Annotated in this window: 17 protein-coding genes; all 17 read left to right on the top strand. The window is 38.9% G+C overall.

Going from position 1 to position 19284, the window contains the following annotated elements:
- Nucleotides 1-30 precede the first annotated feature (30 nt).
- The 17 genes from V6670_RS15025 to V6670_RS14945 all read left to right on the top strand — a co-directional run bounded on the left by V6670_RS15025 (nt 31) and on the right by V6670_RS14945 (nt 19247).
- The gene (locus V6670_RS15025) at nt 31-1230 is read left to right on the top strand and encodes an oligoribonuclease (protein ID WP_338651537.1); all 1200 of its coding nucleotides are present in this window, start codon (nt 31-33) and stop codon (nt 1228-1230) included.
- A 115-nt stretch (nt 1231-1345) separates the two neighbouring features.
- Nucleotides 1346-2194, top strand: coding sequence for a DUF4179 domain-containing protein (locus V6670_RS15020; protein WP_338651536.1), 849 nt, complete (start codon nt 1346-1348; stop codon nt 2192-2194).
- A gap of 79 nt (nt 2195-2273) precedes the next feature.
- Entirely contained in the window at nt 2274-3446 is a 1173-nt protein-coding gene (gene chrA, locus V6670_RS15015; protein ID WP_338651535.1) for a chromate efflux transporter, read from the top strand.
- Nucleotides 3447-3671: 225 nt separating this feature from the next.
- Nucleotides 3672-6863, top strand: a complete 3192-nt coding sequence (locus V6670_RS15010; RefSeq protein ID WP_338654649.1) for a bifunctional cytochrome P450/NADPH--P450 reductase — start codon at nt 3672-3674, stop codon at nt 6861-6863.
- Between the two features lie 181 nt (nt 6864-7044).
- Nucleotides 7045-7605 carry a TetR/AcrR family transcriptional regulator gene (locus V6670_RS15005; protein ID WP_141905114.1) on the top strand — a complete coding sequence of 187 codons (561 nt, stop codon included), beginning with the start codon at nt 7045-7047 and terminating at the stop codon, nt 7603-7605.
- 203 nt (nt 7606-7808) lie between these two features.
- On the top strand, nt 7809-8954 hold the full coding sequence (gene hemW / locus V6670_RS15000; protein ID WP_338651532.1) for a radical SAM family heme chaperone HemW: 1146 nt from the start codon (nt 7809-7811) through the stop codon (nt 8952-8954).
- An 89-nt stretch (nt 8955-9043) separates the two neighbouring features.
- Nucleotides 9044-10072: a heat-inducible transcriptional repressor HrcA gene (hrcA, locus tag V6670_RS14995; RefSeq protein ID WP_338651530.1), complete on the top strand. Its 1029-nt coding sequence runs from the start codon at nt 9044-9046 to the stop codon at nt 10070-10072.
- Nucleotides 10073-10089: 17 nt separating this feature from the next.
- A complete protein-coding gene (gene grpE / locus V6670_RS14990) occupies nt 10090-10662 on the top strand; it encodes a nucleotide exchange factor GrpE (protein ID WP_058844753.1) in 573 nt (190 codons plus the stop codon).
- A 75-nt stretch (nt 10663-10737) separates the two neighbouring features.
- Nucleotides 10738-12579, top strand: coding sequence for a molecular chaperone DnaK (dnaK, locus tag V6670_RS14985; RefSeq protein ID WP_036121693.1), 1842 nt, complete (start codon nt 10738-10740; stop codon nt 12577-12579).
- Nucleotides 12580-12807: 228 nt separating this feature from the next.
- Nucleotides 12808-13926, top strand: coding sequence for a molecular chaperone DnaJ (dnaJ, locus tag V6670_RS14980; RefSeq protein WP_036121690.1), 1119 nt, complete (start codon nt 12808-12810; stop codon nt 13924-13926).
- A gap of 22 nt (nt 13927-13948) precedes the next feature.
- Nucleotides 13949-14890, top strand: coding sequence for a 50S ribosomal protein L11 methyltransferase (gene prmA, locus V6670_RS14975; protein ID WP_036121686.1), 942 nt, complete (start codon nt 13949-13951; stop codon nt 14888-14890).
- Nucleotides 14891-14971: 81 nt separating this feature from the next.
- Nucleotides 14972-15709 (top strand): 16S rRNA (uracil(1498)-N(3))-methyltransferase, encoded by a 738-nt coding sequence (locus V6670_RS14970; protein ID WP_141905111.1) that lies wholly within the window; start codon nt 14972-14974, stop codon nt 15707-15709.
- A 15-nt stretch (nt 15710-15724) separates the two neighbouring features.
- A complete protein-coding gene (mtaB, locus tag V6670_RS14965) occupies nt 15725-17059 on the top strand; it encodes a tRNA (N(6)-L-threonylcarbamoyladenosine(37)-C(2))-methylthiotransferase MtaB (RefSeq protein ID WP_036121680.1) in 1335 nt (444 codons plus the stop codon).
- Between the two features lie 311 nt (nt 17060-17370).
- On the top strand, nt 17371-18042 hold the full coding sequence (gene deoC, locus V6670_RS14960) for a deoxyribose-phosphate aldolase (RefSeq protein WP_036121676.1): 672 nt from the start codon (nt 17371-17373) through the stop codon (nt 18040-18042).
- Nucleotides 18043-18167: 125 nt separating this feature from the next.
- A complete protein-coding gene (locus V6670_RS14955; protein WP_101966494.1) occupies nt 18168-18392 on the top strand; it encodes a spore coat associated protein CotJA in 225 nt (74 codons plus the stop codon).
- The gene (locus V6670_RS14950) at nt 18389-18652 is read left to right on the top strand and encodes a spore coat protein CotJB (protein WP_036121673.1); all 264 of its coding nucleotides are present in this window, start codon (nt 18389-18391) and stop codon (nt 18650-18652) included. Before V6670_RS14955 ends, V6670_RS14950 begins: the two co-directional genes overlap by 4 nt.
- Nucleotides 18653-18677: 25 nt before the next feature.
- A complete protein-coding gene (locus tag V6670_RS14945; protein ID WP_036121670.1) occupies nt 18678-19247 on the top strand; it encodes a manganese catalase family protein in 570 nt (189 codons plus the stop codon).
- The last annotated feature ends 37 nt before the right edge of the window (nt 19248-19284 follow it).

Genomic DNA, 19284 nt, shown 5'->3' with positions numbered 1-19284 from the left:
AAATAACCATACTACATGGGAGGTGAAGAGATGTATAAATTATTATCACATAATGATTTAGATGGAGTAGGGTGTGGGATTTTAGCAAAGCTTGCTTTTAACGATAAGGTAAGGATACGCTACAATTCTATTACGGCACTTGACCGTGAAATAGAATTCTTTTTGGAGAATGATCAACAGAAAACATTTTTGTTTATTACAGATCTTTCTCCAAACGAAGAAAATGAAAAAAGGATTCAGGACTATTATCAAGCAACTGGGAATGTGCAATTGCTGGATCATCATAAAACAGCGTTGCATTTCAATCAGTATGAATGGGGAAAGGTTTTAATTGAAGATGAGCATGGCTATTTAACGTCCGCTACTTCTTTATTGTATCAGTACTTGGTGACCCATGGTTTATTAGAAAAAACAGCCGCCATTTCAGAATTCGTAGAGTTAGTAAGACAATATGATACATGGGAATGGGAAAAGAACGGCAATTTTCAAGCGCAACGATTAAATGCACTGTTTTTTCTAGTATCCATTGAAGAATTTGAAGAGAAAATGCTGGATCGTTTAAAAACAAGTGATCGCTTTGATTTTGATGAATTTGAAAAGAAAATTTTAAGCATGGAAGAAGAAAAAATAGAGCGTTATATTCGGCGGAAGAAACGAGAACTTGTGCAAACCAATTTGGGCGACTTTTATGCTGGCGTTGTTTATGCGGAATCCTATCATTCTGAGCTTGGTAATGAATTAGGTAAGGAAAACATGCATCTTGATTATATCGCGATGATCAATATGGGCAGTAAAAGAATATCCTTTCGAACCGTTCATGACCATATAGATGTGTCAGCTATTGCCGCTGTTTATGGTGGAGGCGGACATCAAAAGGCTGCGGGCTGCTCTTTAACGATGGAAGCCTACAAACAGTTTGTATTGGAAACCTTCCACATAGAGCCTATTCCAGAGGATGCGAAAAGGAATCGTTATAATTTAAAGGCTTCTTCATTTGGAACATTTTATAAAAATCAGCAAGAGGATGTGTTTATTCTTTTTTCAAGCGACGATATTGACTGGGGGATTGAAAAGAATAACACGCCATTAGCGCAAAACTTTGCTAGCTTTCATGAAGCGGAGTGGTTTTTAAAGCGAAATTATCAGGTGTGGTTAGTAAGAGATGATCTCTTTGTGGACTATTTAATGCAAATGGCCAATAAAGTTCGTCATCAGCATAAAGGAATGTAAAAATTCCTTTTATACATAATGGATTCGTCCTGTCTTGCTTTTAAACAAGGTTATATAATGCTTTGTTACAAACTACAATGAATTATAACGATATTTATAAAAATGAGGTGTACGGTTGTCCAATGATATACTGCGAGTAGTGGATTTGGATAAGGAAAATCGAGGACGCAGAAAAAAACGAGGAATAGTTGTTATCTTTTTATTGATGGTCGTTAGTGGATCATTGCTGTATTTGTGGTGGAATCGAGATGTGGATTTCGAAGCCTATAAAACAGAGGTGGGGAAGACAGCAAGCAATAGCTTAGGGCGTTTAACGTTAAATGAAGTGATTATTGATGACAATCAAATTTTACTGAATGCAACATACGAACCTGTAAAAGAATTTTCGCCAGATCATCAAGTATTTTTCTTTCCACAAATACTCGTCAATGGTCAAGATTATATGGTTCGTAATGGAGGCCAGTCCATTGCAAAGTCTGCCAACGTCTATACCATTTACAATAGCATTAAAATGGATGATTTTCCGACAGATGAGCATTTAGAATTAGTTATTCGTTATAAAGATTGGAATGTGGAAACACCAATTGATAAGCCGTGGGAATTTCAGGTAGATGCTTCTCAAGAGCAATTACAAGAGGATCGTGAAATCTTTTCCATTAATAAAAAAGTGAAGCATGTCGATCAGCAGGAAATAACGATTGACAAAATAGTCTCCACACCCATTTCGACAACGATTTATTTTCATGCTGAACAAAGTGTTGTCAATGAGGCATTACACTTTAAAATCCAATCAAAAGCAGGACAATCATGGACCTTTACAACACCCTATCCATTAAATAAAGAGGGTACAAGGTGGGGGAGCCGTGTAGATGCACTGTATCTAACAGAAAGAAATTATACATTAATTCCAATCAATAAAGAGGGCAAGAAAGTGGGTCCGATGATAAAAATAAAGAAAGATTAATGGGAAAATAAATTTTACAAACTCTTAATCTGAAAAAATCTCCTTTCCGTGTAAGATGAAATAAAAGATATGGAAAGTAGTGGAGAGTTTGCGAACGCTATGGGAGATTTTTTTCGTTGCTTTAAAATTGGGCTGCACCTCGTTTGGGGGGCCAACAGCTCATCTCGGTTATTTTCAACAGGAATATGTACAGAAGCGCAAATGGCTTTCCACACATGATTATGGTCAACTCGTTATGTTAAGCCAATTTTTGCCTGGTCCTGCATCCAGTCAGGTGGGGATGGGGGTTGGTTTACTTAGAGGCGGAGTATTAGGAAGCTTTCTATCATTTCTTGGTTTTACTTTACCCTCTATGTTGATACTTATCCTTTTTGCCTATTTCTCCATATATACAGAGCTTAAGATGGATTGGATTCATGGTTTGAAGTTAGTAGCAGTGGCGATTGTTGCCCATGCTATTTTTGATATGAGCAAAAAAATACTCTCGACAAAGTGGCATTGGTCGATTGCTTTATTGACATTGATAACAGTGTTAACATGGATACATCCATTTGCACAAATCGCAGCAATATTGATAGCTGCGTTTTTAGGTTTTCAACTGCTAAAAAATAGCGACGAGGGTAACACGTCAACATTGGTTCATATACCTATTTCAAAAACCACCGGCATTGTTTTATTAGCGCTTTTTTTCATATTACTCCTAGGTTTACCTATAATAAGCGCTTTATGGCAACATGAATGGATCGCCATGATGGAGAAGTTTTATCTTGCAGGTGCCTTAGTATTTGGTGGCGGTCACGTTGTTTTACCTTTACTAGAAACACAATTTGTTCAGAGTGGTCAAATAGGTACCTCCGATTTTCTAGCTGGCTACGGTATGACACAGGCAGTTCCGGGACCTTTATTTACATTTGCTGCGTATATCGGTATGGTCATTGCTGGCGTCCCAGGGGCGATTATTGCTACTTTCGCGATATTTCTACCAGCATTTTTGTTAGTGATCGGGGCGCTACCATTTTGGATTAGCCTAAGTCGTATTGCCCGACTTAGAGGTGCGATGGCAGGCGCCAATGCGGCGGTCGTTGGTATACTCGCTGCAGCTTTTATTCATCCCATTGTGACACAAACCATCCTCAGCACGTTAGATATTTTCATAGTCGTTGTCTTTTTATGGTGTTTAATTCGACGGAACATGCAGCCTTATTTATTGGTGCTTTTAGGTATAGTAGTAGGAATCATTTGTTATACATGAATTACCTTATTTCAAGTGCTCGATTTTACCCTTAACTATTTGGGGAAAATCGGGTTTTTTTGTCTTTCTCTTTTTCAACTCTATTCACATTTTGTTCATAAAAAAATCCATTTTATCCTTTTCATATTCCATAAAATGTTGAATACATTAAGCGGATGATATAATATTTTATCAATTGATAGTAAAATCTATCAATCTAATAAATGGGGAAAGAAGGGGTTTATGATGGTAATCACAGGATATGTTCCACGCCCAAAAATGTTTGGTCCACTCGGAAATTTACCTTTAATTGATAAAGAACAACCTACACTCTCACTGTGTAAGTTAGCTGAAACGTATGGACCTATTTACCGTTTAGAGATACCGGGTTATTCAGGTTTAGTGATTTCAGGACACGAATTAGTAGCTGAAGTTTGTGATATCACGCGTTTTGATAAACAAATTTATAATGAACTTGAAAATGTCCGTGCTTTCGGTGGTGACGGCTTATTTACTAGTAGAACGACTGAACCGAACTGGCGGAAGGCGCACAATATATTGCTTCCGACTTTTAGCAAGCAAGCGATGAAAGGCTATCATGATATGATGACCGATATTGCTACGCAGCTTATACAAAAATGGGCCAGATTAAATCCTCAAGAAGAGATCGATGTTCCAGATGATATGACACGCCTTACGTTAGACACCATAGGGCTAAGCGGATTTAATTATCGTTTTAATAGCTTTTATAAAGAAACACTTAGTCCTTTTATTATGAGTATGGTTCGTGCATTAAATGAAGCGATGATGAAAAGCTCGCGCTTAAAAATCCAAGAGTTTTTAATGATTGGAAAAAGACGACAGTTTCAAGAAGATATTCAAACGATGTTTTCATTAGTAGATGCCATTATTAAAGAACGTAAAGCAAGTGGAAAGCAAGATGAGGTCGATTTACTTGCCCGCATGCTGCATCAACGAGATCCTGAAACTGGGGAGACGCTGGGTGATGAAAATATTCGTTATCAGATCATTACCTTCCTCATAGCTGGTCACGAAACGACAAGTGGCCTACTATCTTTTGCGCTTTATTTTTTGTTGAAGCATCCAGACGTATTAAAAAGGGCCTATGAAGAAGTGGATCAGGTCATTACGGGTGATGTGCCGAAATATGAGGAAGTATTAAAGTTAACTTATATTCGTATGATTTTAAATGAGTCATTGCGTTTATGGCCAACTGCTCCAGGGTTTACACTCTATGCTAAAGAAGACACAGTAATTGGCGGACAGTATCCAATCAGAAAAGGGGAAAATGTAGATATTCTTTTACCGCAGCTTCATCGAGATAAAGATGCTTGGGGAGAAGATGCAAATTTATTTCGACCTGAACGTTTTAAAGATTCGAGCAAAGTACCGTTACATGCCTTTAAACCATTTGGTAATGGTCAGCGTGCATGCATTGGAATGCAATTTGCTTTACACGAAGCCACATTAGTTTTAGGCATGATCCTTCAACATTTCGACCTAATCGATTTTACTAATTATCAATTAAAAATACAGCAAACATTAACGATAAAACCAGATGATTTTAAAATACAAGTGAAACCACGTCACCGCCAAATAAAGCTATCTAGTGGCCAACAGCAAAATTACGATCATACTGTTTCTTACAAAGAAAAGAAGTCGAATTATTTAGGGACCAATCCAACCATAAAATCTAAGTATCCATTATTAGTGTTGTATGGCTCCGATTTAGGAACAGCAAAGGGTGCTGCACAACAATTAGCAGATGAAGCTAGTTTGTATGGTATTCAAGGAGAAGTAGCTGCCCTTGATGATTATTGTGGTAATTTACAGAAAGAAGGAGCGGTATTAATTATTAGTTCTTCTTATAATGGGCAGCCTCCAAGAAATGCACGTAAGTTTCTCGCATGGTTAGATCAACTTGATTCAACGGCTCTTCAAGGCATTAACTTTGCAGTTTTTGGTTATGGGGATCGAAATTGGAATACGACGTATCAAAAAATTCCAAGACTCCTTGATGAACAGCTCTCTTTAAAAGGAGCCACAAGAATTTCCAAACGTGGTGAGGCTGATGCAAGTGGAGATTTTGAGAAGACGTGGGAAGATTGGCGGGCTCAATTATGGTTGGATCTAAAAATGATTTACTCCTTAACAATTCATGAAAATGTGCTTCCAAAACAAGAGAATATTTCGATTCAAATAATTCGCGATGAAGTGACAACTTCTTTAGCTTTCATGCACGGTGCTGCATTGGCAACTGTAGTAAAAAATGAAGAACTGCAAAGTATGGAAAGTAAACGTAGTACACGCCATATCGAGATAGCTTTACCTAAAGGTATAACATATCAAGAGGGTGATCATTTGGGCGTATTACCCAGGAATAGTAGAGCCAAAGTGCAGCTTGTGCTACGGCGTTTTGGACTCAATGACAATGATCAAGTGATCATCACTGCTATAAGTGAACACACTCATCTTCCATTAGGTCACCCAGTAAGATTGTATGAGGTACTTTCGCACAGCGTTGACATTCAGAACCCTGCAACCCGACTGCAAATCCGCCAACTGGCAGCATTTACAGAATGTCCTCCACATAAACGTGAACTAGAGGCTTTATTAGAGGAAGAAGTGTATAAGAATGAGATATTAAAGAAACGAATTTCCATGCTAGATTTACTTGAAAAGTATCAAGCTTGTGCTTTCCCATTCGAAAGATTTTTAGCATTACTTCCAGACTTAAAACCTAGATATTATTCTATATCCAGTTCACCCCAAGTGAATTCTGAACAGCTGAGTATCACTGTTGGTGTTTTACATGAACCTGCCTGGAGTGGGCAAGGAGAGTATCGTGGGGTGGCCTCAAATTATTTAGCTCAAAGTCATACTGGCGATGAAATCGTCATGTTTATCCGTGCCAATGATTCTGGTTTTCATCTTCCCGAAGATCCTATTACCCCGTTAATAATGGTGGGACCAGGGACTGGGATCGCTCCGTTTAGAGGATTTTTACAAGCCCGCTCGGCACTGAAACAACAAGGAGTAGTATTGGGTGAGGCACATCTATATTCTGGTTGTAGAGATAATACTGATTTTATCTATCGCGAGGAGCTTGAACAATATGAAAAAGAAGGGATTGTAACGCTCCATACTGCTTTTTCACGTAAAGAAGGGACACCCAAAACGTATGTCCAGCATTTAATGACCCAACATTCCGCTACTATTATTCAAATGATGGAAGGCGAGGGACAAATTTTCCTTTGTGGAGATGGTAGTAAAATGGCGCCAGATGTTGAAAGTGCGTTACTGTTTGCCTACAGTAGAGTAAAAGGGGTAAGGGAAGAAGATGCAAAGGTATGGATCAATCAACTTCAACAAAAAGGAAGATATGTGAAGGATGTATGGGTCCAAAATGAACAATAAAATAGTTTAATACATCAATAGCTACTCTTTTAATAGGCGAATTCTAAGAAAGAGTAGCTTATTTCTATCTCTAATGAAAATTTATGGAAAGTTGAAATCGTACCCTCTGTAGACTACAATTGTAGCAAATGATAGTAAAAACTATCTAGTTCATTTTAGCATTAGAAAGAAGTGAAAGTTGATGAAGAATTCTAGATCAGCAACCAAAGAAGCAAGACTTAACGCTATTTTAGATGCAGCGACAGAACTCCTTGTGGAAAATCCAACTGCCTCTTTAAATGATATTGCTAGTTATGCTGGTGTAGGTATTGCCACTCTACACCGTTATATTGACAATAGAGAGCAATTAATGCTTCAACTCAGTTTTAGGGCTGTCCAGGTTGTAGGCGAAACAATGAGTGAAATAGCTGCGGAAGAAACGGACGAAGCATATATTCCTGAACTTGTTGAGGCTTTGATTCCTTTAGGAGATAAAATCTATTTTTTGGCGCATGAATGCTCTTTAAATTATAATGCAGAATTATTGGCTGCTGAGGAACAGTTGAAAGAGCCTGTTCGACGCACAATAAAATCATTGCAGTCTAAAGGCTATTTGCGACAGGATATGGATGGTGAATGGATGCTAAATGTACTTTATTCTTTACTGTTTACAACGTGGCAGCAAGTTCAAGAAGGAACTATTGCAAAAAAATCGGCAGCAACGCTCATTATAGAGACGTTATTCAATGGGATAAAAGCATAAGATATATTTCGATAATATCTTTATAAAAAACACTTGTTAACTAGTAGGCTAGAGAAATTTCTTTGGCATACTAGTTTGTTGTCTGTAGAAAAACAAGTGGGAAAAAAATGTGTAAGCTCACTTGAATGGTTTCATAGCGTTCCTTCTATTGATTCGTTATAATGTAGAAATGGAAAAGACTTAACGCGAAAGAAGGGATTGCTATGGCACGAGGTGTTTACATTCATATTCCTTTCTGTCATCAAATTTGTAATTATTGTGATTTCAATAAATTTTATTTTAAAAATCAACCAGTGGATGAATATATAGAAGCGCTTGGAAAAGAAATGGCTCTGGCAACAGAAAAATATCCTGAAAATTTCCGTAACATCGAGACGATTTTTCTTGGTGGTGGGACACCGACTGCTTTATCACCTAAGCAATTGGACAAGCTACTAACGTATATACAAACGTATATTCCAATGAATAGTGTGACAGAATTTACATCAGAGGCAAATCCAGATGAATTGTCCGCGGCCAAATTGCAGGTGCTGTTTGAGGGTGGCGTCAATCGTTTAAGCATGGGTGTTCAATCCTTTGACCAAGGGCTGCTACAGAAGATTGGACGCACTCATAGTAATGAACATGTCTATGAAACAATCGCTTTGGCTAGAAAAATTGGCTTCCAAAACATTAGCATTGATTTAATGTATGGTTTGCCTGGACAAACAATGGCTCAATGGAAGGATTCATTAGACAAAGCTTTTGCTCTTGATTTGCCACATTTCTCTGCTTATTCTCTTATTGTAGAGCCCAAAACGATTTTTTATAATCAGTACGCAAAAGGGAAACTGTATTTACCGACAGAAGATCTAGAAGCAGATATGTATGAGGTGCTGATGCAACAAATGGCCACACATGGGCTTCAACAATACGAAATTAGCAATTTTGCAAAGCCTGGGTTTCATTCAGAGCATAACAAGATTTATTGGGATAATGATGAGTATGCTGGGTTTGGCGCAGGGGCCCATGGGTATCTAGCAGGTATACGCTATTCCAATCATGGTCCATTAAAAAAGTATATGGAAGCTGTTTTTGCGAGTGAGTTACCTATTGTCCATGCACATGAAGTATCACAAGCAGAGAAGAGAGAAGAACAAATGTTTTTAGGGCTACGAAAAACAGAGGGTGTTATGCAGACTATATATGAAGAGAAATTTAAAGCACCAATGTCTGCCCATTATGATGCTGTAATAAAAGAATTAGTGTCAACAGGTCTTTTAGAACAAGATGAGGTGGGTGTGCGCTTGACTAGAAAAGGACGTTTTGTGGGCAATGAAGTATTTCAACAATTTTTGCTAGAAGATTGAGCGATATCGTTGACATAAAATGTGGGATTTGATAACTTAATAATAGTATTAGCACTCCTCTTAGTCGAGTGCTAACAGAGGTGATAATCATGCTAACAAATCGGCAGTTACAGATATTGCAAGTCATTGTAGACGACTTTATTGTGTCTGCGCAGCCGGTAGGTTCTCGCCAAATCTCCAAAAAACAAGGGATTACATTTAGTCCAGCCACTATTCGAAATGAAATGGCGGATTTAGAGGAATTAGGCTTTTTAGAGAAAACACATACTTCCTCTGGTCGAGTGCCTTCAGAAAAGGGTTACAGATTTTATGTAGATCATTTGTTGAGTCCTCAAGGCATTAATTCGAAGGACATTCAACAAATCCAATCAATTTTTAATGATCGACTAGTAGAAGTAGAGCATATTATCCGAAAGTCAGCCAACATTCTATCGGAGCTGACATCGTATACTTCCATACTTTTAGGACCTGATGTTCAAAGGCATCGTGTCAAACGATTTTCAATTGTCCCTCTTTCTAGCGATACAGCAGTAGCAATTATCGTAACGAATAATGGGCATGTTGAAAATCGCATGTTCAACTTACCGCCAGATTTTACCGCTTCTGATTTAGAGAAAATGGTGAATATCTTAAATGATCGCCTGATTGGTGTATCCTTAGAAGATCTCCATAAAAGCCTTGAAGCTGAAGTGCTAGCCGTGTTACAGCAACATGTTAGATCAGCGGATGATTTTATTCGCGCGCTTGTAACAGCAACAATGCATAATTCAGAAAGTAAAATTTTCTATGGTGGGAAAACGAATATGTTCAACCAACCAGAATTCCATGATTTAAATAAGGTTCGCATGATTTTGGACCTGATGGAGACGACTAGCCAAGTGCAGTCCCTTTTCCATCCGAACGAATCAGGTATTCATATTCGGATAGGCTCAGAAAATAAACAATTAGAAATGGAAAATTGCAGTGTCATTACCACTACCTATTCCATTGGTGATGACCAACAGGGAGCCATTGCTATCATTGGCCCAACACGTATGGATTATAAGCGTGTCGTGGCTTTATTAGACATAATGCGCTTGGATTTAACACAAGCCTTTATGAAAAATCGTAGTGAATGATAATGAGGAGGATTCAAGTGACGGAAACAACGGAAAACAAAGATTTAGTACAAGAAGATGTACAAGCTGAAACGACAGCAGAGGAAGTAACACAATCAGAAGTTCAAGAAGAAGTAGAATTATCTATTGAAGAACAGTATGAGGCGAAGCTGGCTGAGCTACAAGCAAAGCTAGATGACGAGGAAAATCGTCACCTACGTCTACGTGCTGACTTCGATAATATGCGTCGTCGTCATCAGTTAGACAGTGAGGCTGCTGAGAAGTACCGTGCGCAAAACCTACTATCTGACTTATTGCCAGTTCTTGATAATTTTGAGCGTGCTCTACAAGTAGAGACAACTTCTGAAGAAACTGCATCCATCATTAAAGGGATTGAAATGGTGTACCGCTCTTTAATTGAAGCGACAGAAAAAGAAGGTCTACAAGTCATTAAAGCTGAAGGTGAGCAATTTGATCCAACTATTCACCAAGCTGTTATGCAAGAACAAGATAGTGAAAAAGAGACGGGTGTTGTCTTACGCGAGCTCCAAAAAGGGTATATCTTAAAGGATCGTGTTTTACGCCCAACAATGGTATCTGTGAACGAATAGTCCTTGTACTATTTAGTCAATTAAAATTAGTTAGAAAACGCATCCCTTGCGTTGACATAATAGGAGGAAATTTTAATGAGCAAAATTATTGGTATTGACTTAGGAACAACAAACTCTTGCGTTTCTGTACTTGAAGGTGGAGAACCAAAAGTAATTCCAAATCCAGAAGGTAACCGTACGACACCATCTGTTGTTGCATTTAAAAATGGTGAACGTCAAGTTGGTGAAGTAGCGAAACGTCAATCTGTAACAAACCCTAATACAATTATGTCTATTAAATCAAAAATGGGTACAGCTGATAAAGTAACAGTAGAAGATAAAGATTATACACCACAAGAAGTATCGGCTATGATTCTTCAATACTTAAAAGGTTATGCAGAAGATTACTTAGGAGAAAAAGTAACAAAAGCAGTTATTACAGTTCCTGCTTACTTTAATGATGCACAACGCCAAGCTACAAAAGATGCTGGTAAAATCGCAGGTCTAGAAGTAGAACGTATCATCAACGAACCAACTGCTGCAGCACTTGCTTATGGTTTAGACAAACAAGACCAAGACCAAAAAGTATTAGTATTTGACCTTGGTGGCGGTACGTTTGACGTATCTATCCTTGAGTTAGGTGACGGCGTCTTTGAAGTATTAGCTACAGCTGGTGATAACAAACTAGGTGGGGATGATTTCGATGACGCGGTTATTGAATATCTAGTAGCTGAATTCAAAAAAGAAAACGGTATTGATTTATCAAAAGATAAAATGGCGATGCAACGTTTAAAAGATGCCGCTGAAAAAGCGAAAAAAGATTTATCTGGTGTAACATCAACACAAATCTCTTTACCATTCATTACAGCTGGTGAAGCAGGTCCTTTACACTTAGAAATTTCTTTAACTCGTGCAAAATTTGACGAAATTACATTACCATTAGTAAATCGTACAGTTGGACCAGTACGTCAAGCCTTATCCGATGCAGGTCTTTCAACTTCTGAAATCGACCAAGTTATTTTAGTTGGTGGTTCTACGCGTATTCCAGCAGTACAAGAAGCGGTACGTAAAGAAACTGGTAAAGAGCCTCACCGTGGTGTAAACCCTGACGAAGTAGTAGCTATGGGTGCTGCTGTACAAGGTGGCGTATTAACAGGTGATGTAAAAGACGTAGTATTACTTGATGTAACACCACTTTCACTTGGTATTGAAACAATGGGTGGCGTGTTCACAAAATTAATCGACCGTAACACAACAATTCCTACTTCTAAATCACAAGTATTCTCTACAGCAGCTGATAACCAACCAGCAGTAGATATTCATGTTCTACAAGGTGAGCGTTCAATGGCAGCTGACAATAAAACATTAGGTCGCTTCCAATTAGCAGATATTCCACCAGCACCACGTGGTGTACCTCAAATCGAAGTAACATTCGATATTGATAAAAACGGTATCGTATCTGTAAAAGCGAAAGATCTTGGTACAAACAAAGAGCAAACAATTGTGATTCAATCTGATTCTGGTTTATCAGAGGAAGAAATTGAACGCATGGTAAAAGACGCAGAGTCTAATGCTGAAGCGGATGCTAAACGTAAAGAAGAAGCAGATCTTCGCAACGAAGCAGACCAATTAGTATTCCAAGTGGATAAAACTATTGCTGACTTAGGCGAGCAAATTACAGAAGATGAGAAAAAATCTGTTGAAGACGCTCGTGATGAATTGAAAAAAGCGCTTGAAGCTGGTGAATTAGAAGGCATTAAAGCAGCAAAAGAAAAATTAGAAGGCGTATTACAGCCACTAGTGATGAAAGTTTATGAGCAAGCGGCAGCGGCAGCTCAAGCGGCTCAAGGTGGCGATGCAGGTGCAGACACTGGCGCTGGTAAAAAAGATGACGGTGTTGTAGACGCTGATTTCGAAGAAGTAAAAGATGATAAATAGGAAGTAACACAGTTAAGTGAAAAAGCCAAAGACCGCTTGCGGCTTTGGCTTTTGTCATGATGTTGTCATCGCTTCACCGTAAATGGCACCATTTATGGAATAGTTGCATACGTTAGCTGCTAGGAAGTGAAAACCTCAATTTTATGGGATGATTAATCGAAAAAATAAGGCAGTTTTAACAACTGCATGTTACAATAGATTTTATGCAAACAGAGCGGAGTGTGAATCATGGAGAAACGCGATTATTACGAGGTGCTTGGTTTAACAAAATCAGCTTCTAAAGATGAAATTAAAAAAGCATACCGTAAATTATCAAAACAATATCACCCTGATCTTAATAAAGAGCCGGGTGCAGATGAAAAATTCAAAGAAATCGCTGAAGCATATGAAGTATTAAGCGACGACCAGAAAAAAGCACGCTACGACCAATTTGGTCATGAAGACCCGAATGCGGGCTTTGGTGGTGGCTTTGGAGGCGGCGGCTTTGGCGGCTTCGAGGATATTTTCAGCTCTTTCTTCGGTGGTAGTGGTCGCCGTCAAGACCCAAATGCGCCACGTAAAGGCGATGATCTACAATATCGCATGAATATTAAATTTGAAGAAGCTATTTTTGGGAAAGAAACAGAAATAGAAATTCCGAAAGATGAAACGTGTGAAACATGTCATGGCTCAGGAGCAAAGCCAGGCACACAGCCAGAAACATGTTCGACATGTAATGGGGCTGGACAAATCAACCAAGCAGTGGATACACCGTTTGGTCGCATGATGAACCGTCGTGCATGTACGACTTGCCATGGTACAGGTAAAATCATTAAAGAAAAATGTTCAACTTGTCGTGGAGAAGGAAAAGTTCAAAAGCGCAAGAAAATTAAAGTGACGATTCCAGCAGGTGTGGATGATGGACAACAAATTCGTGTATCGGGTCAAGGTGAACCAGGTATTAACGGTGGTCCTGCAGGGGATTTATATATTATGTTCCGTGTTCAAGGGCACAAAGAATTTGAACGTGATGGGGACGATATTTACTTCGAGTTGAAGTTGACATTCCCTCAAGCCGCACTTGGAGATGAAATTGAAGTGCCTACAGTGCATGGTAAAGTCAAATTACGTATCCCAGCTGGCACACAGTCAGGCGCCCAATTCCGTCTTAAAGATAAAGGCGTTAAAAATGTTCATGGCTATGGTATGGGGAATCAGTATGTAACGGTCAAAGTCATGACACCTGAGAAATTAACAGAAAAGCAAAAGCAATTACTACGAGAATTTGCTGAAATTAGTGGCGATATCCCTGAAGAACAAGGTAGTTCACTATTCGATAAAATTAAGAAAAAATTCCAAGGTGAATAATTAGAGGGAGCTGAAGAGCTACGTGAAGTGGTCTGAATTATCCATTCATACAAAAAATGAAGCGGTAGAAGCAATTTCGAATATTTTGCATGAAGCAGGTGCAAGTGGTGTTGTCATCGAAGATTCTGCAGAATTTGCGAAGCCACGTGAAGATCAATATGGTGAAATTTATGCGCTAAATGAAGATGATTTTCCGAAAGATGGCGTAATTGTCAAAGCTTATTTATCAGAGTCTAGTTTTTTAAATGAAACGGTCGAAGAAATTAAAGCAGCCATCACAAACTTGACGAACTTTAACATTGATATCGGTGAAAATGTTGTATCCATTGTTGAAGTCAATGAGGAAGATTGGGCAACTGCCTGGAAGCAATACTACCATCCTGTCAAAATTTCTGAACGCTTTACAATCGTACCAACATGGGAGGATTATACACCTGTTTCAACAGATGAACTGATTATTGAATTAGATCCTGGTATGGCTTTTGGTACAGGTACACATCCAACGACGGTGATGTGTTTACAAGGACTTGAAAAGGTCATTAAAGAAGAGGATACAGTTGTCGATATCGGTACAGGATCCGGTGTATTATCTATTGGTGCAGCATTACTTGGTGCTAAAAGTGTGCATGCTCTCGATTTAGACGAGGTAGCTGTACGTTCGGCACAAGAAAATGTGGCGTTGAATAAAGTAGAAGATAAGGTAGAGGTATTCCATGGTAACTTATTAGATACTGTCAAAGAACCAGCAGACGTGGTGGTGGCTAATATTTTGGCCGAAATCATTATGTCCTTCACTGACGACGCATTTACAATTGTGAAACCAGGTGGATTATATGTCACTTCAGGCATTATCGGGGCAAAACGTGATGATGTCAAAGCAGCACTAGAAGCTTCAGGCTTTGTGATTGAAGAAGTATTATTAATGGAAGATTGGGTAGCTATTATTGCTCGTCGACCGCTATAACCTGACTGAAGAAGCGCCAAATCGTAAGCCGTGTGCTTGTGATTTGGCGTTTTCCTGTCTTGCTAGAAAGGACTGTGTAGCATGCAACGTTATTTTATTGAAACAGCCATAGAAAATGCACGTATTAGCGGAGAAGATGCACGCCATATTGAGCGAGTAATGCGGATGAAGCAGGGCGACAAAATCGTTGTTGTTGCACAAAACACCGCTCATATATGTACAATCGAAGGGTTTGAAGGGGATGAGGTCGTGATTGAAGCGACTGGTCAAACAATACCTTCACCGGAGCTACCTATTCATGTGACAGTAGCTTGTGGCTTGCCAAAGGGCGATAAGCTAGAGCTAATTACACAAAAAGCAACGGAGCTTGGGATGTTTGCGTTACTACCATTTGAAGCTGAACGTTCCATTGTGAAATGGGACAAGAAAAAAGGGGTAAAAAAGCAAGAAAGATTACAAAAAATTGCTAAAGAGGCCGCAGAACAAGCCCATCGTACACATATCCCAGAGGTTTTTGAACCAATTACCTTTAAACAGCTCCTACAACAAATAGATCAATTCGATGCCGTTTTTATTGCAGATGAAGAGGATGCAAAGGCTGAAAAGCGCACAAGGTTTGCGGAGAAGCTAAAAAACGTGTATGATAAGAAGTCGAAATCAATGCTTATAATCTTTGGTCCAGAGGGGGGCATTTCTCGTCAAGAGTCAGAAGCGCTGTTACATGCAGGCGCTCAAACTATGTCATTAGGACCAAGAATTTTACGAGCAGAAACAGCGCCATTATACGCACTGTCTGCCATATCCTATGAATTTGAATGAAAGAGGTGTTCAGCCTTGTCAAAAGTGGCTTTTCACACACTTGGCTGTAAAGTAAATCATTACGAAACAGAAGCAATCTGGCAACTGTTCAAAGAAGATGGCTATGATCGTACAGAGTTTGATCATCAAGCAGACGTTTATGTCATTAATACATGTACAGTTACCAATACTGGAGATAAGAAATCTCGTCAGGTGATTCGTCGCGCAGTTCGACAAAATCCTGATGCTGTTATTTGTGTAACGGGATGCTATGCACAGACATCCCCAGCTGAAATCATGGCGATTCCTGGCGTAGATATTGTTGTAGGAACACAGGATCGTACGAAATTATTAGGCTATATCGATCAATATCGTTCAGAACGACAACCGATTAATGCCGTACGTAATATTATGAAAAATCGTGTTTATGAGGAATTAGATGTACCAGCATTTACAGACCGTACACGTGCTTCCTTAAAAATACAAGAAGGCTGTAACAACTTCTGTACATTTTGTATTATCCCATGGGCACGTGGCTTAATGCGTTCTCGTGATCCACAAGAAGTATTACATCAAGCCCAGCAATTAGTTGAGGCTGGCTATCTTGAAATTGTTTTAACGGGTATTCATACGGGTGGCTATGGACAAGACTTAAAAGATTATAATCTTGCTCAGTTACTACGTGATTTAGAGGCTAATGTAAAAGGCTTAAAACGTCTTCGTATTTCGTCCATTGAAGCTAGTCAATTGACGGATGAAGTCATCGAAGTCCTTCGTGAATCGAAGATTGTCGTTAATCATTTACACATTCCAATCCAATCGGGTTCTGATACGGTGTTAAAACGTATGCGTCGTAAATATACAATGGAATTTTTCGGGGAACGTTTAACGAAATTACATGAAGCTTTACCAGATTTAGCTGTAACATCTGACGTTATTGTTGGCTTCCCAGGTGAGACAGAGGAAGAGTTCATGGAAACGTTCAACTTTATTCGTGATCATAAATTCTCTGAACTACATGTCTTCCCATTCTCTCCACGTACAGGCACACCAGCTGCCCGCATGGAGGATCAAATTGATGAAGACATTAAAAATGAGCGTGTACACCGTCTGATTTCTTTAAATGATCAACTGGCAAAAGAATATGCATCTCGTTTTGAAGATCAAGTATTAGAAGTGATTCCTGAAGAATTTGTGCATGATGGCAGTGAAGAGCAAGGTCTTCTAACAGGTTATACTGATAATTACTTGAAGATCGTATTTGAAGGTCCAGAAAGTCTGATTGGACAGCTTGTAAAAGTAAAGATTACACAAGCAGGCTATCCACACTCACAAGGGCAATTTGTACGTGTTTTAGAAACAGTTAATTAATATGCAAAGGGTTGCCTGCTTTTGAGGCAATCCTTTTTTCATTGGATGAATATTCCACTTTTCTTGTTATAATGAGAAGAAATAGAAGAGAATATATCAGCCATTTATAAGTTTACTGAGCGTTTATCACGACTGGCATAAGGAAGGTCAGAAAAGCCATTAACTGTGTATTTTCATTTAGTAGAGTTTCAAAAAACAATGACATAGCATTTAATGAATAATTGGCTAAGAAAGAAATTAGACGGCAACGAGAAAAAATGGTATGATTCGAAGAGGTACGTACATCTTGTTTAATGAAGGAGCGTTTAACAATGGAACAAAATTTTGCGCGTATGATTGATCATACATTATTAAAGGCTGAGGCAACAAAGGAACAAATTGAAAAATTATGTGCAGAAGCTAAGCAATTTAACTTTGCTTCAGTATGTGTCAATCCAACATGGGTGAAGCGTAGTAGCGAATTATTGCAAGGGTCAGATGTTTTAGTTTGTACGGTTATTGGCTTCCCACTCGGTGCCAACACACCAGCAGTGAAAGCATTTGAAGCAAAAGATGCGATTGCTAACGGTGCAAAAGAAGTAGATATGGTCATTAATATCGGTGCGTTAAAAGATAAAAACTATGAGCATGTACAAGCTGATATTGCAGCAGTTGTAGAAGCGGCTAAAGGCAGCGCACTTGTGAAAGTAATTATTGAAGCATGTTTATTAACAGATGAAGAGAAAGTGAAGGCATGTGAGCTAGCTGTGGCAGCAGGTGCTGACTATGTGAAAACATCAACTGGTTTTTCAACTGGTGGTGCAACAGCAGAAGATATTGCTCTTATGCGTAAAACAGTAGGTCCTGAATTGGGTGTAAAAGCTTCAGGTGGCGTTCGTAGCTTAGAGGATATGAAAAAAATGGTAGAAGCTGGTGCTACACGTATTGGAGCAAGCTCTGGTGTTGCCATTATGAATGGTTTAATTGCAGATTCCAATTACTAATTTTAAAGCCATAGGCTCTTGCACAGATTTGCATGAGCTTATGGCTTCTTTATGTCGAAAAAACATAATATTTTTTTTCGCACATATACTCCACTGATGAATGTGAAGACAGAAAGGAGGATGCCATGTTTACACAGTATAAGGCTTGGAGACCGTATATTAGCCCTTTTGATCCTTGTAAGCCTATCGAAGTAAAATACTTTGCTACACCACCACAATTATATATGGGTTTTCAACCACCCGGACTACCACAATTCCCAACCCCACGAGAAGCTCTAATGGCAGGAACACTTTGGCCACAGTTATTTAGCCCGTATCCATTTCCCCTAAAAAGGAGGGGTGAAGCATGACTAAAAAGATGCCGCCTGAATTCTATCAGCAATTAGAAGAAATACAGGCAATTGATTTCGTCATTGTGGAATTAAACCTCTATTTAGACACCCACCCACACGATTATGATGCCATCCAGCAATTTAATGAAAATACAGAGAAAAGCATGAAGCTCAAAGTTGATTTTGAACAGAAATATGGACCGCTCATGAATTTTGGAAGAAGCTATTCGAATTATCCGTTTAATTGGATTGATACGCCGTGGCCATGGCAGGTCTAATCAAAAGAACTAGGAGGAATAATCTTTGTGGTATTACGAAAAAAAGCTCCAGTATCCAGTAAAAGTTAGTACATGCAATCCAATGCTTGCTAAGTTTTTAATTGAGCAATATGGAGGAGCAGATGGGGAACTGGCAGCAGCCCTTCGTTATATGAATCAGCGCTATACCATACCAGACAAAGTGGTAGGGCTCTTAACTGATATAGCAACGGAGGAATTTTCACATTTAGAAATGATTGCCACGATGATCTATAAGCTAACAAAAGATGCGACACCTGAAATGCTAAAAGAGGCTGGTCTAGGCGACCATTATGTAAATCATGATCGTGCTTTATTTTATCAGAATGCTTCAGGGGTACCATTTACAGCATCCTATATTCAGGCTAAGGGTGACCCCATTGCGGATTTGTATGAGGATATTGCTGCTGAGGAAAAGGCGCGTGCGACATATCAATGGATTATTGATTTATCAGATGACACAGATTTAAATGATAGCTTAAAGTTTTTACGTGAACGGGAAATTGTCCATTCCCAGCGTTTTAGAGAAGCTGTTGAAATTTTAAAAGATGATAGGGATCAGAAGAAAGTTTTCTAAAAAGTGGCTGGCTGGATCAAGGAGGACTTGAAACAGC

It is taken from the genome of Lysinibacillus sp. Y5S-8, from assembly GCF_036894365.1.
GTDB classification, from domain to species: domain Bacteria; phylum Bacillota; class Bacilli; order Bacillales_A; family Planococcaceae; genus Lysinibacillus; species Lysinibacillus fusiformis_D.
Note: the sequence above shows the minus strand (reverse complement) of the source record. Positions and strands in the feature narration are given on the sequence as shown.